Raw genomic sequence first — 25,163 nt, 5'->3', positions numbered from 1 at the left:
AAGGAAAGATATGACGACCAACGGCCAGACCGTTATCGAGGCAAACAACCTGGATCTGACGTTTCAAACCAACGACGGCCCGGTGCATGCGCTCAAGGATGTGAACCTGCAGATCGACAAGGGCGATTTCGTCAGTTTCATCGGTCCCTCGGGCTGCGGCAAGACCACGTTCCTGCGGTGCATCGCTGCTCTGGAAACCCCCACGGGCGGCAGCCTGAGCGTCAACGGCATGACCCCGGACGAAGCGCGGCGCAATCGGGCCTATGGCTATGTGTTCCAGGCGGCGGGTCTGTACCCGTGGCGCACGATTGCCAAGAACATCAAACTGCCGCTTGAGATCATGGGATATTCCAAGTCCGATCAGGATAAGCGCGTGAACGAAGTGCTGGAACTTGTTGATTTAGCTGGGTTTGGTGGCAAGTACCCCTGGCAGTTGTCAGGGGGTATGCAGCAGCGTGCCTCTATCGCGCGGGCGCTGGCCTTTGACGCCGATATCCTGCTGATGGACGAGCCGTTCGGGGCGCTGGATGAGATCGTGCGCGATCACCTCAACGAGCAATTGCTGCAGCTGTGGGCGCGCACCGACAAGACCATCGGTTTTGTCACACACTCGATCCCCGAGGCGGTTTATCTGTCGACCAAGATCGTGGTGATGAGCCCGCGTCCGGGTCGGATCACGGATGTGATAGAGAGCCCACTGCCCAAGGAACGCCCCCTGGACATTCGTGACACGCCCGAGTTCATCGAGGTGGCGCATCGGGTGCGCGAGGGCCTGCGGGCGGGGCATGCCGATGACTGATCAGGCGAGAGTTTGCGCTGTGCTTGGCCACAGGCGGTGGCAGAATTTTTCAAAAATTCTGGTTCAAATTCTGGATCAGAATTTGGCGCCTGACGCGACGGAGGGGACAAGATGAAATCTATCTTTGCTGTTCTCACCGTTGTCGCTGCTATTATTGTACTGTGGTACGCTGCTTGTGTACCGATGAACATCAAGGGCGTTCTGGTTGAGGTCGAGCGCGCAGGCGCCGAGGTGCAGCCGCCCTCCGCCAAGGATCGCCGGGACATGGGCGAGTTGGGTCTGGTGATCGACAACGGCTTTGCCATCCCCGCAACCTGGGAGCAGGACCGTCCCCGACTACCCGCGCCGCATCAGGTGGCGACCGAGTTGTGGAACACCACGGTGGGCAAAAAGATCACCTCGAAACGGTCGCTGATTTATCACGGCTGGGTGACTTTGAGCGCCACGCTTTTGGGTTTTGCCATCGGTACGGGGCTGGGCATTCTGCTGGCCGTGGGGATCGTGCATTCCAAGGTGATGGACATGTCGGTGATGCCGTGGGCCATTGTCAGCCAGACCATTCCGATCATCGCTTTGGCGCCGATGATCATCGTGGTGCTGTATTCCGTGGGGGTACAAGGGATCATCCCCAAGGCGGTGATCTCGGCCTATCTGAGTTTCTTCCCGGTCGTGGTCGGCATGGTGAAGGGGCTACGCAGCCCGGATCACATGCAGCTGGATCTGTTGCGAACCTATAATGCTTCGCAATCCCAAGGCTTCTGGAAGCTGCGTCTGCCGGCCTCGATGCCTTATCTCTTTGCCTCGCTCAAGATCGGTATCGCCGCCTCGCTGGTGGGGGCCATCGTGGGTGAACTGCCGACAGGGGCCGTGGCCGGTTTGGGCGCGCGTCTGCTGGCGGGGAGCTACTATGGTCAGACAGTGCAGATCTGGTCGGCGCTCTTTGCTGCTGCCATTCTTGCCGCTTGTCTGGTGGCCTTGTTGGGGTTGATCGAACGGATGGTACTGAAACGGATGGGGATCGCGTCATGATGGATCATCGGAAAGGGGACTCTGCCCCCGTCGCTTTGCGACTCCCCCGGGATATTTCCAGCAAGAAGAAGGGGGCAGTCACATGATGTTGTTGGGGCTGGCTCTTTTGGTCTGGGTTGGAGGTTGGTGGTTAAATGCGCGACTGGCGGAGGGGCCATATGCGGGGATGCGTGTCGTGCAACTGGCAGTGCCAGTGATTTTTGGCGTGACCATTCTGTTCGTTTGGGAACTGGTTGTACGCGGGCTGGAGGTGCCTTTGGTCATCCTGCCGCCGCCCTCGATGATTGCCGAGCGGTTCGGGGCGTCTATCCCGATCCTGTGGGCCGATTTCTCGCAGACCTTCCTGAAAGGCGCGCTTAGTGGCTATGTCATCGGCTGTGGCGCGGCGTTCCTGATGGCGATTGCCGTGGATCGGTACGAGTTCCTGCGTCTGGGGCTGCTGCCGGTGGGGAACTTTGTTGCCGCACTTCCCATCGTTGGCACCGCGCCCATTCTGGTGATGTGGTTCGGTTTTGACTGGCAGTCGAAGGCGGCCGTTGTGGTGGTCATGGTGTTCTTCCCGGTGCTGGTGAACACGGTGGCCGGTCTGCGTGAAACAACAGCGATGCAGCGCGACCTGATGGAGACCTATGCCGCGAGCTATTGGCAGAGCTTTTTCAAGCTGCGCCTGCCCGCGGCGATGCCGTTTATCTTCAATGGGCTCAAGATCTCGACAACGCTGGCGCTGATCGGGGCGATTGTTGCCGAATTTTTCGGCTCGCCCACCGTGGGCATGGGGTTCCGTATCTCGACCAGCGTGGGACAACTTGCGCTGGACATGGTCTGGGCCGAGATTGTGGTGGCCGCATTGGCCGGTTCACTGTTTTATGGCTGTGTCGCGATGATCGAAAAAACGGTGACCTTCTGGCACCCGTCGCAGAGAGGGTAAATGGGGATCAAGGAGCATTTCAATTTCAAGACCCTGACAAACGGGGCGGAAAAACAAACCAACAAGGAGAGAAGACAATGAAAAAGCTACTGAGTGGTGCCGCACTGGCTGCCGGGTTTGCGGCGACATCGGCGCTGGCAGCTGATGAGGTCAAATTGCAGCTGCAGTGGGTGACCCAAGCCCAGTTTGCCGGGTATTATGTGGCGCTCGACAAGGGGTATTATGAAGAAGAAGACCTGGATGTGACCATCCTGCCGGGCGGTCCGGATATCGCTCCCCCGCAGGTTCTGGCCGGTGGTGGCGCCGATGCGATGCTGAACTGGATGCCCTCGGCGCTGGCGGCACGGGAAAAAGGCCTGCCGGTGGTGAACATCGCACAGCCGTTCAAGTCTTCGGGTCTGATGCTGACCTGCTGGAAGGACACCGGGATCACAGGCCCGCAGGACTTCAAGGGCAAGACCATCGGCGTTTGGTTCTTTGGCAATGAATATCCGTTCCTCAGCTGGATGAGCCAGGAAGGCATCTCCACCGATGGCGGTGATGATGGCGTGACGGTTCTGAAACAGGGCTTTAACGTCGATCCGCTGCTGCAGCGCCAGGCGGACTGTATTTCGACCATGACCTACAACGAATACGGTCAGGTGCTGGATGCAGGCGTGTCCGAGGACGAACTGGTGACCTTCAAGTATGAAGACATGGGGGTGGCGACGCTAGAGGACGGCATTTACGTGCTCGAAGACAAGCTGAGCGATCCGGCGTTCAAGGACAAGATGACCCGCTTTGTGCGCGCGTCCATGAAAGGTTGGAAATATGCCGAAGAGAACCCTGGTGAGGCGGCGGGCATCGTGCTCGACAATGACGCCAGCGGCGCTCAGACCGAGGCGCATCAGGTTCGTATGATGGGTGAGATTGCCAAGCTGACTGCAGGCAGCAACGGCGCGCTGGATCCGGCGGATTTTGACCGGACGGTGAATACCCTGTTGGCCGGCGGTTCGGATCCGGTGATCACCAAGGCGCCCGAAGGTGCCTGGACCCACGATATCACCGACGCTGCGCTGAACTAAAGCGTTGATGTCTAGCTCCAGAAGCGCCCCAATTGGGGGCGCTTCTTTTGTTTCGATGTCAATTCACAGTTGGCATTGGGGTTGAACTTTTTGCGGCTGTCTTTTTGAGGCTCGGAGCGCTCCCGCCCGTCGTCAATTTTTCTGGCGAAAAACCTCCTTCCGTTGGGCCGGGCCGCCGCGCTGGCGCGCGGCGGCGGGCGCTCAGACGTTACTGACAGTGATGGAAAGGACGCCCGGCCCAAGGCCGTTGGCAGGGCTGACGCAGTCAGGTCTGCTCGGGCGCGGGCGCATCCCGTCCCTTGTGCGCTTCAAGGTGGGGGCGGCAGGTGCTTTCGTCGCAAACATGGAGTTTGGCTGTAGCAACGTTTTTTGCGGGAAGTTGGTCGGTTCTGATGTGGAAATGAGCCCGCGATATGTTAGGTTGTATGTGCAGATAATTGCAAAACATCCCAAATGTATCAAATGACTGAAGATAATGCAGGATTTTGCGCAAGAATTCATGGTTGCTCTCGAATTGATCGTCACAGGTGATCCCGATCTGTGGGCGATCGTGTTTCTGTCGCTCAGGGTGTCAGTGCTGGCGGTGGTCATTTCCGCCTTGATCGGGATGCCATTGGGGGCTTTTCTGGCGGTTGGCCGTTTCGCCGGACGCAGGGTTCTGATCGTTCTGATCAATGCTCTGATGGGCCTTCCGCCTGTTGTTGTGGGTTTGTTGGTCTATCTCATGCTGTCGCGTTCTGGTCCCTTGGGTGTGTTGCAACTGCTTTACACGCCGACGGCCATGATTATCGCGCAGGTGGTTCTGGTGACGCCGATCATTGCCGCGTTGACGCGGCAAGTGGTCGAGGCGTTGGCCGCGGAATATGACGAACAGCTGAGGTCGCTGGGGGTGTCGCGTCTGGCGTCCGTGCCGGTTCTGCTCTGGGATGGTCGCTTGTCCCTGATGACCGCGCTGCTGGCTGGATTTGGTCGCGCTATTGCCGAGGTGGGCGCGGTGATCATTGTGGGCGGCAACATCAACCATGTGACCCGCGTGATGACCACGACGATCGCGCTTGAGACCTCTAAGGGTAACCTGGCCCTGGCGCTTGCACTTGGCGCGATCCTGATTGCCCTGGCGATCAGTGTTACGGGCGCGGTGAGTGTGCTGAGCCTGCGTGGTGAACGTCAGGGGGTGGGGCATGCGTGACTATGCGCCCCTAGCGGAACATCCAACCCTGAGCGTCCAGGACCTGCGCATCGCGCGAGAGGGCAAGATGCTGCTGGATGTGGGCCAACTGACGCTGGATGGTCCGGGGCCGACGATCATTCTGGGTCCCAACGGGGCAGGCAAGAGCTTGCTTCTGCGGTGTCTGCATGGGCTGATTGCCCCGGACCGGGGCACTGTGTGTCAAGGCGGCGAGTTCATGTCCGAACAGCTCCGCTCAAGTCAGGCCATGGTGTTTCAACGGCCCGTTCTCTTGCGTCGCTCGGTGGCAGGAAATCTGGATTTTGTGCTGCGGCGGCGGGGGCTGGCCTGGGGTGTACGCAAAGCAGCGTGTCAGGCATTGCTCGTGCAGGGCGGGTTGGCAGACAAGGCGCGGCAATCGGCCCGGTCGTTGTCCGGGGGCGAGGCGCAGCGGCTTGCGATCCTGCGGGCGCTGGCTTGTGAGCCGACTGTTCTGTTCCTGGACGAACCTACCAGCGCGTTGGACCCTGAGGCCACTCAAGAGATCGAGCAAATGGTATTGCGCGCCTCCCGTCAGGGTGTGCGGGTTGTCATGGTAACCCACGATATCGGCCAGGCACGGCGTCTGGCGCGGGATGTTGTGGTGATGCATGGCGGCCGTGTGGTGGAGCAGGGGCCGGCAGCGCAGGTTTTTGCCGAACCGCAGAGCATGATGACCCGGCGGTTCCTGTCGGGCGGGCTGATGGTGTGACCTCGGACAACAAATCAGAGAGATATGAGGCATGATAAAACATTGGGTGCGCGCAGGCATCGCAGCGCTTGTTGTGGTGACGGGGCCTGTGCAGGCGGCAGACCCCTTTATCGTGGTGCAATCGACCACTTCAACGCAGAATTCGGGTCTTTTTGACGCGATCCTGCCGTGGTTTGAGGCCGAAACGGGGATTGATGTGCGGGTTGTGGCCGTGGGCACAGGGCAAGCGATCCGCAATGCACGCAACGGCGACGGGGATGTGCTGCTGGTGCATGCGAAACCCGCCGAAGAGGCCTTTGTCACACAGGGGTGGGGCGTGTCGCGCCAGGACGTGATGTATAATGACTTTGTCATCGTTGGCCCCAAGGATGACCCGGCGGGCATTCGCGGCGGTTCTAGCGCAACTGCCGCGTTGAAGGCGATTGCCGAGGCCAAAGCCATCTTCGCATCGCGTGGGGATGACAGCGGCACGCATAAAGCCGAATTACGCCAGTGGGCGGCGACCGGAGTGGATGTCGCACAAGCGTCGGGCAGCTGGTATCGCGAGACGGGGTCTGGCATGGGGGCGACGCTGAATGTTGCCGCGGGTATGGCGGCGTATACGTTGACCGACCGGGCGACATGGTTGGCGTTTGGAAATGCTCATGGGTTAGAGATTTTGGTTGAGGGCGATCCGAGGCTTTTCAACCAATATGGCGTAATCCTCGTAAATCCTGATAAGCATCCCAATGTTCGTGCCGAGACTGGGCAACGGTTTATTGATTGGTTGGTTGGGCCGGATGGGCAGGCGGCGATTGCCAACTACAAGCTTGACGGTGAGCAGCTGTTTTTTCCAAACGCACGGTAGCTTCTGCGCGACCTTTCGGTCTTGCGTCCTGCGGACGGCAGGGGGCCAGGCTCATGCGGGCAGAGCCCGCATGAGCCTGGCCCAACGGGAGGAGGTGTCCCGCCAGGGGCATCGACGACGGGCGGGAGTGCTTCCGGTCCTGTCGATTTGGCCTGCGGCCAAAGCCTTCGGTGACCGTATTTTGGAACAAGAAGAAAAGGGACAGGTTAGCCGCTGGCACCGTTGTGACGGACCTGGCCCGCGTGGGTCAGGTCGTATCCGCCCATCTCACCTGCGCGGGCGGAGAAACGGTCCGAGCGCAGGAACGACAAGAGCGCCTGCATCGGCGCATCAAAGGCGGCCCGGCGCCAAATGGCCAGATCGACGCGCTCGCTGTGGGTGGGGATGAAACCCAGCCGGTAGAGCCGCGCCATTGCGCCCAGTCCGAACCCGACCTCTCCCTTACCGCTCTGCAGAGCAATGGCCATGTCCTCTTCGGTGCGGGCGCAGGGGGCAGGAGTTTGCAGATCTTCCGGGGACAGATCATGTGCAGCCAGCTCGGACAGGAACAGATGTTGGCTCGCCGCCGTGGATTGGCGCAGGACAACGCGGCGTCCTGCCAAATCGCCAAAACCGTCGATATCCGCGACGCCTGGGGCCAATAGTAACCCGCGTTGGCGGCGGGCCACTTCGATCAAAACCACTGGCGCTTCGCCCAGGCGGTCACGCAGGGAACCAGTGTTGAACCCCTCTTCTTCGTGGATATGCAGTGCTGCGGCCTGGGCAGATCGTTCCGCCAGCCGCTCTAACCCGTCAAACGAACCGTCATAAAAGGTCGCGAGCCCCGAGCCACTTTCGCGGATTGCCCAGTCCAGCAACGGGTCGTGACTGCCAGCAACGATCGCGGGCAGAGGCGGTTCGGCCACCTGTGGCCCTGTGCGCGAGGCGGCCAGCCAGGCGGCGATCTCGGCGCGGGGAAACAGCAGCTTACCGGTGGCGCGCACGCAAGGGATCTCGCCCGAGGACGCCAGGTCATAGACCTTGCGTTCGCCCAGGCGCAACAGTTCGGCCAATTCGCGGGTGGTCAGGTAATCGGACATCTAAGTTTGGTTATGTTTGATAACAGGCTGAGTTTACACCAGATACCACCAGCGCCAGAATGTCGAGGCACGCTGTGCGAGGCCCGAAGCCGCAGGAGTGGGGCTAGTCGAGGCGCACCGAGGAACTGGTGGTGCTGTCGGCAGCGGTGAACCCCACGGCATCAAGCGCAACGGGGGCGGCAACGGTGATCACGGCCATCGCGGCAAGAGCGGAAAGAAAGGCTTTCATTTCGTGTCCTCCGGTGCTGTGGCCCGACGCAAATAGGCGATCAGATCCGCACGATCCTGCGCCCCGGTGATCCGTTGCATCGGCATCTTTGATCCGGGAATGTAATGGTCCGGGCCCAGATCGAAAAGCTGATTTATCGTGTCATCTGACCAGATTATGTCCGATCCCGTCAATGTCTGGGAATAAAGATATCCCGGTACGGTGCCCGCTGGCCTGCCAAAAACTCCGTGGAGCGTGGGGCCGGCGCGCCGCTTACCATCTGGCGTCAACGCGTGGCAGATCGAACATTTGCGGGCAAACTGCCGCTCGCCATTGTCCATCTCATCAGGGTCTTTCAGAAAGCTGCGCGCGTCTTGGGCCATCTGTTCATGTTCGCTGAGCGAGGCCAGCGGCCAGCTGTACATGGCATCATCAATGCCGCCTGCATGAATGTTTTGACCGTCCGCCGAAAACGCCAGCGCCCAGATGGGACCGCGCAGGGTGGCGCGAAAATCGCGCGTGATGCGCCAGCTTTGTGTGTCGATCACCATGATGTAGCCCTCTCCATCCCCGACTGCGAGGTGATGTCGATCTGGGCTGAGTGCGAGCGCCAGAATAGGCCGACGGTCCAGGGTGAAATCGTGCAGCGCCTCACCACTTTGCAAGTCCAGAATACGAGTGCCGCCATCGACAGCACCATAGGCCAGCCAGCCGTCATCCGCGTTGATCAGCAGCTCGTTCAGGCCAAAACCATGACGCAACAGTTGTTGGCGTTCTTCGCCCGTTGCCACATCCCACAGGCGCAGGGTGCCGTCGGTTCCAGCGGAATAGAGCTGCGTTCCATCCGGGGAAAAGGTGACGGCATTGATGCCACCACTGCCTAGGGGCAACATCTGCGGCGGGCTGCCATCCAGCGGCCAGATCCCAATGGTGCCGTCCCAGCTGGCGCTTGCGACATGGGTTTTGCTGGCGGCCAGATCAACGATCTTGCCTTTGTGGCGGCCCAGGATTTCTCCACCGGGCCAGTGCCGCAGGGTGAAGTCATCACCCGCGGAATAGACCCCGGTGCCGTTGAACAACACGACGTTTACGGCCGCCTCGTGGCCTTCAAGCCATTGGGGGGCGCCATCGGTCCAAAGCCCCACGGTGTTGTCGAAACTGGCCGTGGCGATGCGTCCGTCAGGGGCGCTGGCGATGCCCATGATCGGGCCGCCGTGACCCTTGAGGGTAAAGAAATCCGCCGCCGCCATGGCAGGCGGCAGCAACAAAAGCGCGGCCAGCAGCGCGCGCATTTATTCGGCGGGGGAGGCCGCGCCGCCTTTGGGTTCGGCGTCTTTGACCTCTTCCAGCCAATTGGGGTGATGCTCGCGCGCCCATTGTTCTTCGACTTCGCCGGTGCTCATGGCGTCGAATGCGCCTTCCATGCCGACCGAGCCCAAATAGATGTGGGCAAAGATGATCGCGAGGAAGCCATAGGCGACCATGACGTGCCAAACTTGAGCATATTGCATCTCTTCGTGGGGTGACATCTGCTCTGGCAGGTTCAGGCCCATGAGCTCAGGGAGGCCGGTGGCATTCGCAAGCACAAAGGTCTTGGCAAACATCGGCATCTCAAAGGGAAAGAGCAGCGACAGGCCCGACAGGCTGATCGAGATCCCCAGAACCACGCAGGCCCAGAAGATGATCTTTTGCCCGGCGTTGAATTTGCGGGCAGGAGGGTGTGAGCCTTTGGTAAACAGGCCACCGCCAGCGGCCAGCCATTTCAGATCGTGTCGGTTGGGGATGTTGTGGGCGACCCAGTTCACGGTGATGATCACCAGCCCCAGCATAAAGGCCCAGGCGATGTTGTTGTGCAGCCATTTGCACCCCTGCGCGATCATGGCAAAGCCGTCGCGGCCAATGAGCGGGATCAGGAAGTCGCGGCCATAGAGCGTGATCAGCCCGGTGGCGCCAAGGATCAGGAAGGAGCCGCCAAACAGCCAATGGCCAAAACGCTCGAAGCCGTTGAAGCGCAGGATGCGGCGGCCGGTGCGTTCGCCCTCGATACGGATCTTGCCGCGCAGGATGAAGAACAGGACCAGCACACCCAGCATGCCACCCAGAATGTAGGTGCCATAGGTGCGCAGGGGGCCGGTACGGAAGGTCAGCCACCACATGCCGCCGTCCTGGATGATCACATCCGAGGCCGGGCCACGAGAGGACACGGTGATATCGGCCGAGCCATAGCGCAGCGCGCGATACAGGTCGCTGTCCGAGGCCACGCCGCGCGTGCCAAGCTGCCCGATCAACGCCTCGGTGTTGCCCGCGCCGGTGTTAGAGGATCGATACTCGTCATCGACCTTTTCGCCGCGCTGTCGCGCCATGATGTCTTCGAGCGTTGTGGCGCCGCCAGTCTCCGCGCGAGGCGCCTCTGGGGCGGCCTCTTGCGCAGCAACGGGCAGGGCCGTCACGAAACAGGCAAGGATAAGGGCGGCAATGAAACGGAACATGTCGGCAGTCCTGTTGTCTATGCGTCAGGGAACGGCCCGCCAAGGCGGGCCATCCCAAGGATCAGAGCAGGGCCGCGTCAGGGCGGCCCCAGCGGCATCAGCCGCCTTTCTGTTCATAGGCGGTTCCCCAGCCCCAGGCGCCGGTGCCAAAGCCGCGCGCCACAACGCGTTCGCGGTAGATGGCCGACACCACGTCGCCGTCGCCAGCGAGCAGGGCCTTGGTGGCACACATCTCGGCGCAAAGGGGCAGTTTGCCCTCGGCGATCCGGTTGCGGCCATATTTGGCGAACTCGGCGGTGGAGTGGTTTTCTTCAGGGCCACCGGCGCAGAAGGTACATTTGTCCATCTTGCCGCGTGAGCCGAAGTTGCCCGCTTGCGGGTATTGCGGCGCGCCAAAGGGGCACGCGTAGAAGCAATAGCCACAGCCGATGCACAGGTCCTTGGAGTGCAGAACCACGCCTTCCTCGTTCTGGTAGAAACAATCCACCGGACACACCGCCATGCAGGGCGCGTCAGAACAATGCATGCAGGCCACGGAAATCGACCGTTCACCAGGTTTGCCATCATTGATGGTCACCACTCGGCGGCGGTTGATGCCCCAGGGCACTTCATGTTCGTTCTTACAGGCCGTTACACAGGCATTGCATTCGATGCAGCGTTCAGAGTCACAAAGAAACTTTGCTCTTGCCATGTTGGGTCCTCCTTACGCTGTCCAGATTTTGCAGAGAGTGGTCTTGGTCTCTTGCATCTGGGTCACTGAATCATAGCCATAGGTCTGTGCCGTGTTCGAGCTTTCGCCCAGCACATAAGGATCCGCGCCTGAGGGGTATTTGTGCCTCAGGTCGTCCCCTTGGAAATGGCCACCGAAATGGAATGGCATAAAGGCCACTCCGGCTCCGACCCTTTCGGTCAGCATCGCCATGACTTTGACTTTGCCGCCCTCGGGGCCTTCGACCCAGACCTGAGAACCATCGCGAATGCCAAGGTTGTTGGCATCGCGCGGATTGATCTCGACGAACATGTCCTGCTGAAGCTCAGCAAGCCAGGGGTTCGACCGGGTCTCGTCACCGCCACCTTCGTATTCCACCAGACGACCTGACGTGAGGATTATCGGGTAATCCTTTGAAAAGTCGTTCTTTTGGATCGACGCATAGAGGGTCGGCAGGCGATAGCTCTGACGGTCCTCGTAGGTGGGATAGTCGGCCACCAGATCGCGCCGCGGCGTATAGAGCGGCTCGCGGTGCAGTGGGATCGGATCCGGGAAGGTCCAGACCACGGCACGGGCCTTGGCGTTGCCAAAGGGGGCACAGCCATGCGCGATCGCAACCCGCTGGATGCCGCCCGACAGGTCGGTCTTCCAGTTGGTCTTGGGACCGGCAACCGCGTCGATTGCGGCGCGTTCGTCGTCGGTCAGATCACCATCCCAGCCAAGATCCATCAGCATCTGCATCGTGAACTCAGGATAGCCATCCTGAATTTCCGAGCCCGCAGAATAGACCCCTTCGGCCAGCAGGTTGTCGCCATCACGTTCCACGCCAAAGCGGGCGCGGAATGTCAGGCCACCTTCGGCCACCGGTTTGGACATGTCATACAGGTTCGGCGTACCGGGATGACCCATCTCGGCGGTGCCCCAGCATGGCCATGGCAGGCCATAGTAGTCGCCATCTGCCGGTCCACCGTTTGCGCGCAGCGTGGTGCGGTCAAAGGTGTGCTGGTTCGCCATATGCAGCTTGAGCCGGTCCGGGTCCTGCCCGGTATACCCGATGGTCCAGAGACCTCGGTTGAACTCTCGCGTGATGCTTTCGACGTTTGGCGTTTCCGGATCGTCCATCTCGATGTTGCGGAACAGGCGATCTGCCCAGCCGAACTTGTTGGCGAACTTGGCCATGATGACCTCATCCGGCAAGCTCTCGAACAGGGGATCGACAACCTTGTCGCGCCACTGGAACGAGCGGTTCGACGCAGTGACCGAGCCTCGGGTTTCGAACTGCGTGCACGCTGGCAGCAGGTAGACCCCGTCGGTACGATCATGCAGAACGGCCGAGACAGTCGGGTAGGGGTCAACCACCACCAGCATGTCCAGCTGTTCCATCGCCGTCTTCATCTCAGGACCGCGCGTTTGCGAGTTCGGCGCGTGACCCCAAAGCACCATGGCGCGAACCTTGTTGGGTTGGTCCATGTTGTCGGCGTCCTCAAGAACCCCGTCGATCCAGCGGCTGACCGGGATACCCCGCTCATTCTGGAGCGACTTGTCCTTGCCGTCCTTGTCCTTGATGGAATCGAATTGGCTGGCAAGCCATTCGGGCTCTTCTTCCCAAACGCGAGCCCAGTGACCCCACGCACCCTTGGACAGGCCATAATAGCCAGGCAGGGTGTGGGACAGCACGCCCAGATCGGTTGCGCCTTGCACGTTGTCGTGGCCGCGGAAGATGTTGGTACCGCCTCCGCTCGTGCCCATGTTGCCAAGGGCCAGTTGCAGGATGCAGTAGGCACGCGTGTTGTTGTTGCCGTTGGTGTGCTGCGTGCCACCCATGCACCAGATCACCGTACCGGGACGGTTGTTGGCCATGGTACGCGCAACACGGCGCAGCTGTTCACCGGGGGTGCCGGTGACGCGTTCGACTTCATCAGGGTTCCACTTGCGAACTTCTTCGCGGATCTGATCCATGCCCCAGACACGGGTGCGGATGAACTCTTTGTCCTCCCAGCCGTTGTCGAAGATGTGCCACAGGATGCCCCAGATCAGGGCAACGTCCGTACCCGGACGGAAGCGGACATATTCATCAGCGTGGGCTGCAGTGCGCGTAAACCGCGGGTCGCAGACGATAAGCGGTGCGTTGTTCTGCTCTTTTGCGCGCAGAACATGCAACAACGAGACGGGGTGCGCCTCGGCCGGGTTGCCGCCGATGATGAAGATGGCTTTGGAGTTGTGGATGTCGTTGTAGCTGTTGGTCATGGCGCCGTAGCCCCATGTATTCGCCACACCCGCAACAGTGGTCGAGTGACAGATCCGGGCCTGGTGATCCACGTTGTTCGTGCCCCAATAGGCGGCGAACTTGCGGAACAGATAGGCCTGTTCGTTGTTGTGTTTGGCCGATCCCAGCCAATAAACGCTGTCAGGTCCGCTCTCGTCGCGGATCTTCATCATGCCGTCGCCGATCTCGTTGATCGCCTCATCCCAGCTGATGCGCTTCCACTCACCACCCTCTTTTTTCATCGGGTACTTGAGACGGCGTTCGCCATGCGCGTGCTCGCGCACTGACGCGCCCTTGGCGCAGTGGGCGCCCAGGTTGAAGGGGCTGTCCCAACCGGGCTCTTGCCCGATCCAGACGCCGCTGGAGACCTCGGCCACCACGGTGCAGCCGACGGAACAATGGGTGCAAACGGATTTCACTGTATCAACGGCGGTGCCCGCCGCTGTCTGGGCGTTGGCCTGTGTCACGGTTCCACCCGTGGCACTGATCGCGGCCAAACCGCCGATCGCCAGGCCCGAACCACGCAGGAATGCGCGGCGGTCGACGGTTTTTTCGCCAACCTGGGACAGGATACTTGTCCGCTGGGGGCGTCTCGCAACCCCGTTGGTCTTTTTCCTTAGCATTTCTTTCCTCCCTTGCTGGCCACGAGTTGTGGCTGGCTTGGTACTCTCTCCCTAGAACCGGGGATCAAGGGCCTCTCGCTACCTCTCTCTCCGGGGTGACAGGCGTCCGGTGGTTCCCGGACGGCGTCATTTTATGGCCCGCTGTGCGGGGGCGTTCAGAAACGGGCGCTGTCCAGATAGGCGCGGGTGTGCGCTGTATCCTGGATGCGTGTTTCGTTCACCGGCGGCTCGGCTGCTTCGGCCTTGCCGCTTACTGTGGCTGCGGCAACAGCAGCAGGGGCTGCGGTACCGGCCAGTTTCAGGAAGTCGCGGCGGGTTGCGCCTTCTTCCTTGGGGTTGCTCATGGGATCCTCCTTCCCATTGGCGGTTAAGGTGCCTTATTTGGCACCCTTGGGTGGCGGATCAATCCGCCGTCATCCGAAAGCCGTCGCGCTCGATCTCCATGAACACCCGGCCGGCAGCGCCGACCGAAGCATAGAGCACCGAGTGTTCGGCGGCTTCGAGATCTGAATAGAAATGTCCGGCCCAGGGGCCGATGTGTGTGTTGTAAAACGCTTTTTGATCCTCAAGCGAGGCTGGTGTGCCAAAGCGACCGACGATGAGCCCGGCCATCATCTCCATCAGCGAGGCGATGTTGTCTTCGGGCTCATAGACGTTGGGCGCGCGGGTGATCGCGCGAACGGCCATGTCGTTGCGGAGCTGCGCCAGAGGCTTCTCATTGAGAAATCCGGTGAGATAATAGCTGGCATAAGGCAGCAGCTCACCGCGCCCCAGACCAATGAAAAGCGCATTGAACTCGCGTTCCGCGGCGGCGGGTTTGGTGACGCGGGCCACACGGGAGAGCGCAGTGATCGCCTGGCCCAGGTCGGTGTCGTCACCGGTCAGCCCTGCGATCTGGTCCAGCAGCATCTGGTCCGGTGGGCCGGCCAGGATCAGCCCGAGGAAGTTGTAGAAATCGGCGCGCAGCCGGTCTTCCTCGGTGACTGTGATATCTGGCTGCTGGGCTGTGACCATGGGTTATCCTTCGAATTCGAACCGCATGCGGCGCGGTGTTGGGGAGGGCAGAGGGAGGGCGGGCTCTTCGCCGACCCCTGTCGGGGTCACCTCATCGCCCGCGTCGGATGCTGGCGCATCCTCCTCCAGCGCAGCCAGGGGGGTGGGCTCGTCTGTGTCGGGGAGGCTGGGGGCGGTGTCGTTGTCGAGGTCTTCGGCGGTGTGGTCTTGGTCTTCGGGGTCTTCGTCTGCTTTGGCCAGTGCCTCGACATGGGCCAGCATGCCCTTGCCAACCTGATAGGCGGTCTGCAGATTTTCGACCACGCAGGCCGCGTCGGTGTAATCCTCGCCATAGTCCACCAGCCCGTCGACATTGGCCAGCACCGGGTTGAGCCGCCACAGCCTGCGCAACGCGCGGCGGCGAAGGCGGTCGGGCACGGCCTTTGCCATGAAGCCCGAGACATCGTCGCCCATTTTCAGGGTGTCCGGGTCGGGTAGGTTCAATTCGGTCAGGATCTCGGCGTCGCTGCGCTCGTCCGTATCCAGTTCCGCGTCTTCCTGTTGCAGGGCCAGGGCGGCCTCTTCCGCCTCTGCTTCGGCCTGAACGGCCGCTTTGCGCTTGCTCCAGAAATCGCGGGCTTGGGTCATTGCAAGACCCTCCTGGGTGCCCTGTAGACATCTGATGTCTGCCGGATCCTTGGGTCGCCCTTGCCATCTTCGGTCAAGTCAACGCGGGACTTGTCGCGGCGGCGTTTGACGAAGTGTTCAGGTTGGAAATGCTCTTGTGTGAAATCCCGGACCCAGGCGATCAGCCCCGGTGTCATGGGGATCTTCTCGACGATGTCCTCGCCGGTGTCGGCGTAATCCTGACCCTCGAACGGCGAGGCGGTCACCAGGACAGCCTCGAGCGGCGGGTCACCATCGCGTTCCTCGCGCAGCACCAAATAGATTGATGGCAGACTGTCAGCCAGATTGGCAACATAGGCCTCGGCCTCGGCCGCCCAGAGAACAAGAGGAAGGGTGGCGGCGTGATAGTCCACGACCGCCCCCTCGCGGCGCACCTCGGCCCAATCCGCAGGGCCTGCACCTGGAAGTACCGCAACAGCCTTCCACGTCCATTTGGCCCAGCGAGTCACGCCGGGTGATTTCCGGACGACCACGCCCAGAGGCATTTCTATGTGAATAGCGGCCTGCGCCACGATCTCCTCCCCGAAAGGCTCTCCCCTTCCTTCCGTATGGGGAACTATAAACGGAACAGGCGGTCTGCCAAGCCCTGCGGCAGGCAAACTGTTCATTTAGTTGTTACATTTTTTGGAGCAATGGCGGATTGCTGTATCGCCTAACGCCACGATCTAGGGCGTGTTGCGTGCAGGGAAAGGCGAAGCGCAAAAACGTGATACAGATTTGCCACGGGGTTTACCCAGCGACCGTCCTGCGCCTAGGTTGTCGTCAGGAGAGAAGCGGGCCGCCCAGGGCAGCCCGAAGGGAGAATATGGTCAAGTCATTGATTTTATGCGACTGTGCCGGATCGCAACATCTGGATGTGTCGGCGATCGAGGCAGGGTGCGGGCTGAGTTGCAGCAAGGTTCACACTGCTCTGTGCACCACTGAACTGTCGGCCGCCGAGGCAGCGTTGCGCGAGGGAGACGTGCTGATCGCCTGCCAGCAAGAGCGTGCAACGTTTGAAGCCTTGGCCGAGGACATGGAGGTCGACCTGCCCGGGTTTGTCGATCTGCGGGACCGGGCTGGATGGGGCGAGGGGGACGCTGGACCCAAGATGGCGGCGCTGGCCGCCGAAGCGTTGTTGCCGACCCCGGAAACACCGGCCGTGGATGTGATCAGCGAAGGTGTGTGTTTCGTTGTTGGACCAGGTGAGGTTGTTGAACCGTTGGCTTCAAAGCTGGGGTCTGTCCTTGCTGTAACCGCTTTGATAACGGATGAGGCCGAAGTGATGCCATCCCACGGGTTTGATGTGATCCGAGGGCAGGTTCGTCAGGTGCGCGGGGCGTTGGGCGGCTTCGAGGTTCGGATAGACCGCTTTCGGGTGCTGGAACCTATGGGGCGTGGGGCGCAGCTTTGGTCCGACTCAAGGGATGGCGCGCGCTCGGCCTGTGACATTGTGATCGACTTGACCGGTGGGGTGCCCTTTGTACCCGCGCCAGAGAAGCGCGAGGGGTATTTGCGTGCCGATCCGCGTGATCCGGTGGCGGTGGCCGATCTGGCGTTTGAGGCGGTGCAGATGACTGGCACCTTTGAAAAGCCGCTCTATGTGCAGGTTGAGGAAACGCTTTGCGCCCATTCCCGTGCCGAGCAGGTGGGATGTTCGAACTGTCTGGACATATGCCCGACCGGGGCGATCACGCCTGCTGGGGATCATGTGGCAATTGACCCGATGGTTTGCGCTGGATGTGGGGCATGCGCAGCGCTGTGTCCGTCGACCGCGATCACCTATCAGGATCCGGCCGTCAGTTTTGTTCTGGCACGAATGCAGATGTTGGCGCGGAGCTATCGCAAGGCCGGAGGTTTCGCGCCACGCCTTTTGGTGCACGACGCGCATGGGGCCGAAATGATCCGGATGGCTGCGCGCTTTGGACGTGGATTGCCTGCGGATGTTATCCCAATGGAATTGCAGGTGATTTCCGGGTTCGGCCATGCCGAGATGCTGGCCGGTCTGGCCCATGGGTTTGCGCAGGTTCAAGTGTTGCTGGCCCCAACCACCGAACGCGATGCTCTGGATCGCGAATTGGGTCTGGCCGAGGCGATCGGGGGTACGGGCAAGCTGGGTCTGATCGATGTGACCGACCCTGATGCATTGTCCGATATGCTCTATGGGGCCGACGTGCCGGATCCGCTGGCTGATCCGGTGTTGCCCATGGGCAACCGGCGTCAGATTGCGCGGCTCGCGGCGCAGGCGCTGAACCCGGGCGGGTCGACGCTGCCGTTGCCTGAAGGTGCGCCTTATGGGGCGATTGAGGTGAACACCGACAGTTGTACGCTGTGCCTGAGCTGTGTGTCGCTGTGCCCGTCTGGTGCTCTGATAGATAACCCGGATATGCCGCAGCTGAACTTCCAAGAGGACGCCTGTCTGCAATGCGGCATGTGTCAGACGATCTGTCCCGAGCAGGCGATCACATTGGTGCCGCAGCTTGACCTGAGCGACGGTGCCCTCGGCCAGCGGGTGCTGAATGAGGAAGAGCCATTTGCTTGCGTCGAATGCGGTGCGCTCTTTGGGGTGAAATCCACCATCGAGCGGGTGATGGACAAGCTGGTGGGCGTCAATCCGATGTTTGCCACATCAGATCAGGCGCGGGTGATGCAGATGTGTGACGACTGCCGGGTCGAGGCGCAGTTTCATAGCAAAGACAATCCGTTCCAGGCTGCTCCTAAACCGCGTGTCGTGCGGACCGAGGACTACTTCAGCAAGCGCAAGGATCACTGAAATTGCAGCGGTGCCCCCAGATCGGCCGCAGGCACAGCGGCCACAAACGCCAGGATTGCGTCCAGATCATCAAGCGTGATCTCCACCGGCACGATGGGCGGCGGGCGCTCGGGGCTGAAGGGTTCGGTGACATCCGCCACTTGGGTGAACGCGCCGTGGGGTTTGAGGACATAGAACTGCTGAAACCGGTCCGACCAGTCCGGGAAGGCGCGCAACACTGCAAAGGATGGCGTCGAGCCAAGCCCGCTCATCCGGTTGCGCGGACCCACCACATGGCAGCGCCCGCAATGGGTTAGCGCCAGATCGGCGCCAAGGGCCGCGTCGCCATCAAAATCGTGGGCCTCTTCAACCTCGACAACTTCGAAATTGGCGGTAAAGGGATTGGCCCCGTCGATCTGAAAGCTTTCGATGGTCCGCTTGCCGATGTCCGACAGCATCCAGTCGCGGAACCGCTGCGGTTTGGGGTCGTCCGTCGCACGCAGGTAATAAGTGACCTCTTCGAATTGAAACACCGGATCCCCGGGTGCGCTGTCCGTGATTTCCAGCACTACGTCCGTTTCTGCCACCTGAACGCGCACTCCGGTCTTGAGAGAGAAGCGCGGAAGGATATGTTTCAGCAAACCAGATCGTGCCACTTTGTCCGGCGCAGTCAGTCCAAGCGCCTCTTGGCTCCAAGAGGGGCTGGCGGTCAGGACAATGCTCAGGCACAAAAGGGCAAAGCGCATGGTGCAAGCCTAAGTCGGGCGGGTATGATGCGTCAAATACAGGAAATGAATGAACGGAGACCCATGCGATGAGCGGCGATTACAACATGTCCATGCGCAAGTTCCTGAAACAGGTTGGCGTGACCAGCCAGCAGGCCATCGAAGAGGGGCTGCGCAAGGCGGGCGCGCCGGATGGTGGCAGCTTTGAGGCCAAGGTGGTGCTGACCATCGACGGGCTTGAGGTCGAGCATGTGGTGACCGGCCAGATCAAGGATGGCGACGCATGAGCCTGCGCGATGCGGTTCTGGCGAACCTGAAGAAGATCACTGATCCGGTTAGTGGGCAGGACATCGTGAGCGCGGGCGTCATGCGCGCGCTGAACGTCGAGGGCGACACCGTGCGTTTTGTCATCGAGGTGGACCCAAAGCTGGCAGAGCGGATGGAGCCGGTGCGCGCTGCCGCCGAGCAGGCGGCGCAGATGGTGGATGGCGTCAACAAGGTCACGGCGATGCTGACCGCGCATTCGGAAAAGGCACCGCCGGATCTGAAACCCAAACCCAAACCTTCGGAAACCGGCCCGGCGCCGGTTGCGGGTGTTGATCGCATCGTGGCCATTGCCAGCGGCAAGGGCGGCGTGGGCAAATCCACCGTCTCGGCCAACCTGGCCTGCGCTTTGGCTGCCGAAGGCCGCCGGGTGGGGTTGCTCGACGCTGACGTCTATGGACCATCGCAACCGCGCATGCTGGGCGTCTCGGGTCGTCCCGCCAGCCCCGATGGCAAGACCATCCTTCCACTGCGCAACCATGGCGTCACTATGATGTCCATGGGGTTGATGACCAACGAAGGGCAGGCGGTTGTCTGGCGCGGCCCGATGCTGATGGGCGCGTTGCAGCAGATGATGAACCAGGTGCAGTGGGGCGCTTTGGATGTGCTGATCGTTGACCTGCCGCCCGGCACCGGTGACGTGCAGCTGACGCTGACACAAAAGTTCGCTTTGGACGGGGCCATTGTAGTCTCGACCCCGCAAGACGTTGCCCTGATCGATGCGCGCAAGGGCATCGACATGTTCCGCCAGACCCAGACGCCGATATTGGGCATGATCGAAAACATGTCTACGCACATCTGTTCGAACTGCGGGCACGAGGAACACATCTTTGGTCATGGCGGCGTCGCGGCCGAGGCTGAAAAGCTGGGTGTGCCACTGATTGGGGAAATCCCGTTGCATTTGGATGTCCGTATGGCGGCTGACAGCGGCGCGCCCATCGTGGTCGCCAAACCCGACAGCCCACAGGCCGAGGCGTTCCGCGCCATTGCCCGTGACATGATCGCCAAGGGGCAGGCCTGATGACCCCTTCCTTTCCGCCACTGATACAGGGACACCCCGCAAGTGGCGGAGAGGACCCTTTTGACAAGGCCCAAGCGCTTGCGGCGCTGGGCTGTGATGGCGGTACCGTCGTGCATTCGGTGCAGGCCGACCGGCTGCGCGCGGCACTGGTCTTTGCGCCTGAAGTGGCATTGGAGCAGGCGATGGTGATGCTGCCGCTTTGCGCTGTGGGGTTCCAGAACGCCCTTGGCGCGCTTGCCCCGCCCGAGGTTGCGGTGCATCTGGGCTGGGATGGCGTGATCCGTGTCAACGGTGCGCGCTGTGGGCGGTTGCGAGTTGCGGTCTCGACCCAAGCGCCAGATCAGGTGCCGGATTGGCTGGTCGTCGGGATCGACATCACCATTTTGCAAACCGGGGAGGATCCCGGCGCAAATCCTGATATCACCGCGCTCTATGATGAGGGCTGCGCCGAGGTGGAACCGCTGGCCTTGCTGGAAAGCTGGGCGCGGCACACGTTGGTCTGGATCAACCGCTGGGACGCCGAGGGCAATGCGCCGCTCCATGGCGAATGGATGGGGCTGGTGCAGGGTGTGGGCGAGCCTGTTTCGCGCGCCGGGCATGATGGCACGTTCCTGGGTGTGGACGAAGATTTCGGAATGCTGGTGCGAGAAGGTGATGCAACCACGCTGATCCCACTGAGCACGCTGTTGGAGGATGAGACATGAAACTGGCCCGCGCCATCCATTTCGACGACAGCGACAGGAACGTGTTTCACTCGCCAGCCCGCACCGGCGAGCTGTGCATCTCCGGGGGCTTTGAATTTTCAAACTGGTCCGAGAACGATCTGGAAGGAAAATCAAGACAGGCGTTTTCGAACGGCTGGCTGGGCCTGGAAACCTTTGGCCGGGTGACATTTGTGGCCGTGACCCAGATCGAACCGGGGGAACGCGAGGCCGCAGAGCAGGCGCTGGCACAGCATTTCGTGGATCTTTACGGCGCGCCGTCGGTTGAGGCGGCCCTGTCAGTGGCGCAAGAAGAGATCGATCAGATGGTGGATCTGTGCGACGAACATGACGCCAACACATTGCTGACTGTGGCGCGAGAGTTGGCTGAGGGTGGCGTGCGTGAGGCCTATCGCGTGATCGAACCGCAAGAGGCCGAACTGGACCTGTTGGCAGTGCATGTCACCGACAACTAGTTAGCCACGCGGCGCGAAGTCCCCGTATTGCCCGCGTTTGAAGATCAATCCGCGACCGGGACGATGCATCGCTGCATGCACCTGACCCACGATGATCGAATGATCGCCCGCATCATGCACGGCCGATTGGGCGCATTCGAACCGTGCCAGGCAGCCGCTCAGCAGCGGTGTGCCTGTCCCGCTGGGGGTCCAATCAGCGACCGAGAAATCGGTGCCGTCCATGGCAAAACCCTTGGCAACGCTATGCTGATCCTCGGCCATGACATGGATGACGTAATGCTCGGCGGCCATGAACTCGGTATAGCGGGTCGAGGTTTTGGCCGGGCACCACAGCACCAAGGCCGGATCCAGCGAAACTGAGGCAAACGAGTTGACCGTGATCGCCATCGGCCCTTGCGGCGTCATGGTGGTCACAACGGTCACGCCGGTGCCGAAACAGCCAAGCGCCTCGCGAAAGGCAAGGGTGGTGTCGGGGCCGGGGGTGAAATGGGTTTCGGTCATCGCGCGCCTGTCCTGATGGTCTTGGCCCACGTGCCATGGGGCGGGCGTCTTGTCCACGTTTTTCCGCGTGTTGCTGTTCCAGGCGCGGAATTACAACGTCTTTGCCTTGGTGAAACCCGCAATGTGGTGCTGTCTGTGCAGGTTCACGCGACTGCTCCAGATGGTGCGTCGCAAACAGACCGCAATCACCCATGAGCTTACCCCAGAGGGGTGCCAAAAGACAGAAAGGGTCATTCTGATGGTTCTTTGCAAGACATCTGTCGCACGGATCATCGAAATGGCGCCAATTCGCGACATTCGGCTTCTTGCCTTCCTTAAATGGCGGTCTTTAGGGTGTCGTGTACGGATCTGTTTTGTCTTCTGGGGGCGTGAGGCGCATGGTCATAAGAAGAAACCCGGCTTTTCGGAGCGCCAGAGTGAAAGCGAGCAAACCCCTGATTGTGGTTGTCGCTGCCTCGGTCTTGGCGGCGCAAATGGCACATTCCGAGAGCGAGGCATCTCTTTTCGGTGATGTCGAAGCAGGGCCGCCAGTGGCTGCGAAAGCTCCAGTGGTGTCAGTGATGCTCACATTGGAAGCCGACAGCAACAGGCTTCGCGTTGTGAAGATGTCCAAGGATCAGTCCGAGGGAGTGTCCGCCAAGGATTTGGAGGTGATCGGGTTCTGGGGACTTGATATCACTGATCCCAGGCGACTTAAGGGGTTTCTTGCCAATCGAGCGCACCGATGCGCAATGATCCAAAGGCTTGAAGGCGTGGAGCAATTGGATTGTTACGCCGCGCCGCGTTCGAACCCTGCCTTGATGGAATACGCAATGACAGAGAGCTGGATTTCACTATTTCATTGGCTTCCCGAATTTGGTTTGGCGCGACGCGCTTGCACTGAGGGACAGGAAACAAGGGTCGTTGATTGGGAAACGGCTGGACGAATACACTACCTTTGCATTGAGGACAGGTATCCAGCGCGTGGCGAAATCCTGCGCGGGTTCACGCCGTTGCATTAAGTGGCGGCTGGCAGGAATGATCGTGCTAAGGTTGACCGATCCAGGCTACTCAGATTCTCCAACACGCTTTAGTTCAAGTCCTGCAGCAGGCGACCATGTTTTTTGGTCTCAGTCACAACTTCACCAAAGGTGCGGACCCCGCGCGCCTCGAGCATGGGGATCATGCAGGCCAGCACCTGTGCCGTGGCGCGGGCGTCCCCTAGGGCCGTGTGCCGGTCGCGATCTTCGATCACGATGCCCAGCCGATCACAGATCGCGTCCAGCGTGTGGGTCTCGCTGGCGCCAAAGAGCACGGCTGACAAGAGCACCGTATCCAGTACCGGGTGATCCCATGCCACCTCACATGCCTCGGCCTGCCTGCGGAGAAAGGCAAGGTCAAAGGGCGCATTGTGGGCGACCAGAACCGCCCCGCTGGCAAAGCCGTGGAACCCGCGCGCCGCTTTAATCACATCCGGCGCACCGGCAACCATCGCATCCGTGATGCCATGCACCTCGCTCGAGGTGGCCGGGATCGGGCGTTTGGGGTCCACTAGTGTGTCAAAGGTCTCGCCCTCGACAATCTTGCCGCGCACCATCCGCAAGGCCCCGATTTGCACGATGTCATCCTTGTGCGGCAACAGCCCGGTTGTTTCGGTGTCAAACACAGCAAAGGTCAGTTCCGACAGGGGCGTGTCCTCGGTCCGGGCCTGGCCTGCGGTTTCCAAAAGGTTGAAGTCATAGACCAGCGGGCGGGGCTGCTCGGTAGAGAGTTGGGGTTCGGATGCTTCAAAGGACAGCAGGTACCCCGGCGCACCGTCCAAGGGACGCATCAGGGCCGGGCAGCTCAACCCGCCATGGCGGCTGGTCAGGACACACCCAACCGGCAATCCGGTACGGTTTACCTGCGCGCGCGCCTGGTCCAGGGCCTCTGGTTCAAAATAGTCGGTCAGGGGCGCATTCAGTCGCGGCGGTGCGATCCGTGCCAACAGGTCCGCCGATTGCCCGTCATAAAGCACGATGTTCAGGTCGGCGCTCAGCACGGTCATTGCCACGGGGATGTCCGTCAGCAGCGCGGTCAGCTGATCCCGTTCCGCCGCCAGTTGCGCCGTATGATCAGCAAGGTTTGCGGCCAGATCCTGCGCCGCGTTGCCAGCACGATCCGCAAGACCGGCAGCAGCCGGTGCCAGATCGCCAAGATAGCGGGCCAACTCGGGATCGATGTCCGTCTCGGCATCCGAATGGGCGCGCACCCGCATGAGCGCGGCCACTTTTTCAATGGGCTTGGCGACGTTTTCGTCAAATAGCAGCCAGATGCCCGCGCTCAAGGCCAACAGGCCAAAGCTCGCCAGGATTGCGGCAAAGGTGAACCCGCCAGCCGCTCCGGCGTCGACGCTGCGTTGCAGGCCCAGATAGAGCGAGACAAGCACAACCGTCACGCCGCCAACGGCAATCAGGCAGAAAAAGAGAAAGATCCGCAGGCGCAGGCTCAGATTGGCAAGCATCACGACACCCCGCAGACCGCCGCAACAACACTGTCGTCCGGGGACACCGAAATCCAGGACGCGCCGTTGACGTTTCCATCGGCGTCAAATTCCACCCCATCGGCCAGATTGGCGCGACGTGATCCGGAGCAATCGACGGCCACCGGCAGTTTCGACACAGGTGCCCACCGGCCCATGAAATACAGCTCGGCCAAGCGCTGGTCGGGCCGCGTGCTGTGCGTCTGGATCGAGGCCGTGTCGACAGCGGCAAAGCGGTCGACGAACGGCACGACATAGGTCCAGGGGCGATACATGGCCCGGTTTTCAACCGTCTCAATGACCATGAATTCGGCAGGCAGAGAGGCCCGCGTGCGCTCATACCAGCCATATTCGCTGGCGATCGTGACGGCTATCATTGCGGCCCCTGCAACCACCGGCGTCAGCCATCGGGGCAGGCCAGGCACCCAACGTGCGACCAACATCATGACACCCGCAGCAGCGAGCCCGGCAAACACGGTTGCGATCAACTCCAGAAACATGCCTCTATCTCCAACCCTTGGTCTTCTTCTCGTTCAAAACACGG

Annotated in this window: 26 protein-coding genes; 12 read left to right on the top strand and 14 right to left on the bottom strand. The window is 61.0% G+C overall.

The genetic code is table 11. From position 1 onward, the window contains the following. Positions 1-10: 10 nt before the first annotated feature. The 7 genes from TRL7639_RS12830 to TRL7639_RS12795 all read left to right on the top strand — a co-directional run bounded on the left by TRL7639_RS12830 (position 11) and on the right by TRL7639_RS12795 (position 6,586). A complete protein-coding gene (locus TRL7639_RS12830) occupies positions 11-799 on the top strand; it encodes an ABC transporter ATP-binding protein (RefSeq protein WP_085796033.1) in 789 nt (262 codons plus the stop codon). A gap of 111 nt (positions 800-910) precedes the next feature. Beyond that, positions 911-1,828, top strand: a complete 918-nt coding sequence (locus TRL7639_RS12825; RefSeq protein WP_085796032.1) for an ABC transporter permease — start codon at positions 911-913, stop codon at positions 1,826-1,828. A gap of 82 nt (positions 1,829-1,910) precedes the next feature. Further along, positions 1,911-2,756: an ABC transporter permease gene (locus TRL7639_RS12820; protein WP_085796031.1), complete on the top strand. Its 846-nt coding sequence runs from the start codon at positions 1,911-1,913 to the stop codon at positions 2,754-2,756. Positions 2,757-2,833: 77 nt separating this feature from the next. Further along, positions 2,834-3,820 (top strand): ABC transporter substrate-binding protein, encoded by a 987-nt coding sequence (locus TRL7639_RS12815; protein ID WP_085796030.1) that lies wholly within the window; start codon positions 2,834-2,836, stop codon positions 3,818-3,820. Between the two features lie 475 nt (positions 3,821-4,295). Then, a complete protein-coding gene (locus TRL7639_RS12805) occupies positions 4,296-5,009 on the top strand; it encodes an ABC transporter permease (RefSeq protein ID WP_085796028.1) in 714 nt (237 codons plus the stop codon). After that, complete coding sequence (locus TRL7639_RS12800) at positions 5,002-5,739, top strand: ATP-binding cassette domain-containing protein (protein ID WP_085796027.1); 738 nt, start codon at positions 5,002-5,004, stop codon at positions 5,737-5,739. The genes TRL7639_RS12805 and TRL7639_RS12800 overlap by 8 nt, the downstream gene beginning before the upstream one ends. Before the next feature lie 31 nt (positions 5,740-5,770). Continuing rightward, positions 5,771-6,586, top strand: coding sequence for an ABC transporter substrate-binding protein (locus TRL7639_RS12795; protein WP_085796026.1), 816 nt, complete (start codon positions 5,771-5,773; stop codon positions 6,584-6,586). A gap of 206 nt (positions 6,587-6,792) precedes the next feature. On the opposite strand, the gene TRL7639_RS12790 is transcribed toward TRL7639_RS12795, so the two are convergent. The 10 genes from TRL7639_RS12790 to TRL7639_RS12750 form a co-directional block, all read right to left on the bottom strand. Further along, positions 6,793-7,665 (bottom strand): substrate-binding domain-containing protein, encoded by an 873-nt coding sequence (locus TRL7639_RS12790; protein ID WP_085796025.1) that lies wholly within the window; start codon positions 7,663-7,665, stop codon positions 6,793-6,795. 103 nt (positions 7,666-7,768) lie between these two features. Further along, positions 7,769-7,894, bottom strand: a complete 126-nt coding sequence (locus TRL7639_RS23465; protein ID WP_268875837.1) for a hypothetical protein — start codon at positions 7,892-7,894, stop codon at positions 7,769-7,771. Beyond that, positions 7,891-9,165 (bottom strand): c-type cytochrome, encoded by a 1,275-nt coding sequence (locus TRL7639_RS12785; RefSeq protein WP_085796024.1) that lies wholly within the window; start codon positions 9,163-9,165, stop codon positions 7,891-7,893. Before TRL7639_RS12785 ends, TRL7639_RS23465 begins: the two co-directional genes overlap by 4 nt. Further along, positions 9,166-10,362: a formate dehydrogenase subunit gamma gene (locus TRL7639_RS12780; RefSeq protein WP_085796023.1), complete on the bottom strand. Its 1,197-nt coding sequence runs from the start codon at positions 10,360-10,362 to the stop codon at positions 9,166-9,168. A 97-nt stretch (positions 10,363-10,459) separates the two neighbouring features. Next, on the bottom strand, positions 10,460-11,053 hold the full coding sequence (fdh3B, locus tag TRL7639_RS12775) for a formate dehydrogenase FDH3 subunit beta (RefSeq protein ID WP_085796022.1): 594 nt from the start codon (positions 11,051-11,053) through the stop codon (positions 10,460-10,462). 12 nt (positions 11,054-11,065) lie between these two features. Beyond that, positions 11,066-13,960: a formate dehydrogenase subunit alpha gene (locus TRL7639_RS12770; RefSeq protein ID WP_085796021.1), complete on the bottom strand. Its 2,895-nt coding sequence runs from the start codon at positions 13,958-13,960 to the stop codon at positions 11,066-11,068. Positions 13,961-14,115: 155 nt separating this feature from the next. Further along, positions 14,116-14,304, bottom strand: coding sequence for a ubiquinol-cytochrome c reductase iron-sulfur subunit N-terminal domain-containing protein (locus TRL7639_RS12765; protein WP_085796020.1), 189 nt, complete (start codon positions 14,302-14,304; stop codon positions 14,116-14,118). A gap of 58 nt (positions 14,305-14,362) precedes the next feature. Further along, the gene (locus tag TRL7639_RS12760; protein WP_085796019.1) at positions 14,363-14,974 is read right to left on the bottom strand and encodes a TorD/DmsD family molecular chaperone; all 612 of its coding nucleotides are present in this window, start codon (positions 14,972-14,974) and stop codon (positions 14,363-14,365) included. Between the two features lie 3 nt (positions 14,975-14,977). Next, positions 14,978-15,601, bottom strand: a complete 624-nt coding sequence (locus tag TRL7639_RS12755) for a DUF3306 domain-containing protein (RefSeq protein WP_085796018.1) — start codon at positions 15,599-15,601, stop codon at positions 14,978-14,980. Then, positions 15,598-16,152 carry a DUF3305 domain-containing protein gene (locus TRL7639_RS12750; protein ID WP_085796017.1) on the bottom strand — a complete coding sequence of 185 codons (555 nt, stop codon included), beginning with the start codon at positions 16,150-16,152 and terminating at the stop codon, positions 15,598-15,600. Before TRL7639_RS12750 ends, TRL7639_RS12755 begins: the two co-directional genes overlap by 4 nt. A 293-nt stretch (positions 16,153-16,445) precedes the next feature. Here TRL7639_RS12750 and TRL7639_RS12745 point away from each other — a divergent pair, with 293 nt between their 5' ends. Beyond that, complete coding sequence (locus TRL7639_RS12745; RefSeq protein ID WP_085796016.1) at positions 16,446-18,392, top strand: 4Fe-4S binding protein; 1,947 nt, start codon at positions 16,446-16,448, stop codon at positions 18,390-18,392. On the opposite strand, the gene TRL7639_RS12740 is transcribed toward TRL7639_RS12745, so the two are convergent. Next, positions 18,386-19,117 carry a cytochrome c family protein gene (locus TRL7639_RS12740; protein ID WP_085796015.1) on the bottom strand — a complete coding sequence of 244 codons (732 nt, stop codon included), beginning with the start codon at positions 19,115-19,117 and terminating at the stop codon, positions 18,386-18,388. The genes TRL7639_RS12745 and TRL7639_RS12740 overlap by 7 nt on opposite strands. Before the next feature lie 68 nt (positions 19,118-19,185). Between TRL7639_RS12740 and TRL7639_RS12735 the strand changes: the two genes are divergently transcribed. The 4 genes from TRL7639_RS12735 to TRL7639_RS12720 are packed head-to-tail and all read left to right on the top strand — an operon-like array spanning position 19,186 to position 21,618. Further along, positions 19,186-19,383: a DUF6494 family protein gene (locus TRL7639_RS12735; protein WP_085796014.1), complete on the top strand. Its 198-nt coding sequence runs from the start codon at positions 19,186-19,188 to the stop codon at positions 19,381-19,383. Next, positions 19,380-20,441 (top strand): Mrp/NBP35 family ATP-binding protein, encoded by a 1,062-nt coding sequence (locus TRL7639_RS12730; RefSeq protein ID WP_085796013.1) that lies wholly within the window; start codon positions 19,380-19,382, stop codon positions 20,439-20,441. Before TRL7639_RS12735 ends, TRL7639_RS12730 begins: the two co-directional genes overlap by 4 nt. Then, the gene (locus tag TRL7639_RS12725) at positions 20,441-21,145 is read left to right on the top strand and encodes a biotin/lipoate--protein ligase family protein (protein WP_085796012.1); all 705 of its coding nucleotides are present in this window, start codon (positions 20,441-20,443) and stop codon (positions 21,143-21,145) included. Before TRL7639_RS12730 ends, TRL7639_RS12725 begins: the two co-directional genes overlap by 1 nt. Further along, positions 21,142-21,618, top strand: coding sequence for a DUF6505 family protein (locus tag TRL7639_RS12720; protein ID WP_085796011.1), 477 nt, complete (start codon positions 21,142-21,144; stop codon positions 21,616-21,618). The genes TRL7639_RS12725 and TRL7639_RS12720 overlap by 4 nt, the downstream gene beginning before the upstream one ends. Here the strand turns inward: TRL7639_RS12720 and TRL7639_RS12715 are convergent, their stop codons facing one another. The 3 genes from TRL7639_RS12715 to TRL7639_RS12695 form a co-directional block, all read right to left on the bottom strand. Further along, positions 21,619-22,119 (bottom strand): flavin reductase family protein, encoded by a 501-nt coding sequence (locus tag TRL7639_RS12715; protein WP_085796417.1) that lies wholly within the window; start codon positions 22,117-22,119, stop codon positions 21,619-21,621. A 1,069-nt stretch (positions 22,120-23,188) separates the two neighbouring features. Next, positions 23,189-24,601 (bottom strand): 3'-5' exonuclease, encoded by a 1,413-nt coding sequence (locus tag TRL7639_RS12700; RefSeq protein ID WP_085796008.1) that lies wholly within the window; start codon positions 24,599-24,601, stop codon positions 23,189-23,191. Further along, on the bottom strand, positions 24,601-25,119 hold the full coding sequence (locus TRL7639_RS12695) for a hypothetical protein (protein ID WP_085796007.1): 519 nt from the start codon (positions 25,117-25,119) through the stop codon (positions 24,601-24,603). Before TRL7639_RS12695 ends, TRL7639_RS12700 begins: the two co-directional genes overlap by 1 nt. Between the last annotated feature and the right edge of the window lie 44 nt (positions 25,120-25,163).

It is taken from the genome of Falsiruegeria litorea R37 (assembly GCF_900172225.1).
Lineage (GTDB): Bacteria > Pseudomonadota > Alphaproteobacteria > Rhodobacterales > Rhodobacteraceae > Falsiruegeria > Falsiruegeria litorea.
Note: the sequence above shows the minus strand (reverse complement) of the source record. Positions and strands in the feature narration are given on the sequence as shown.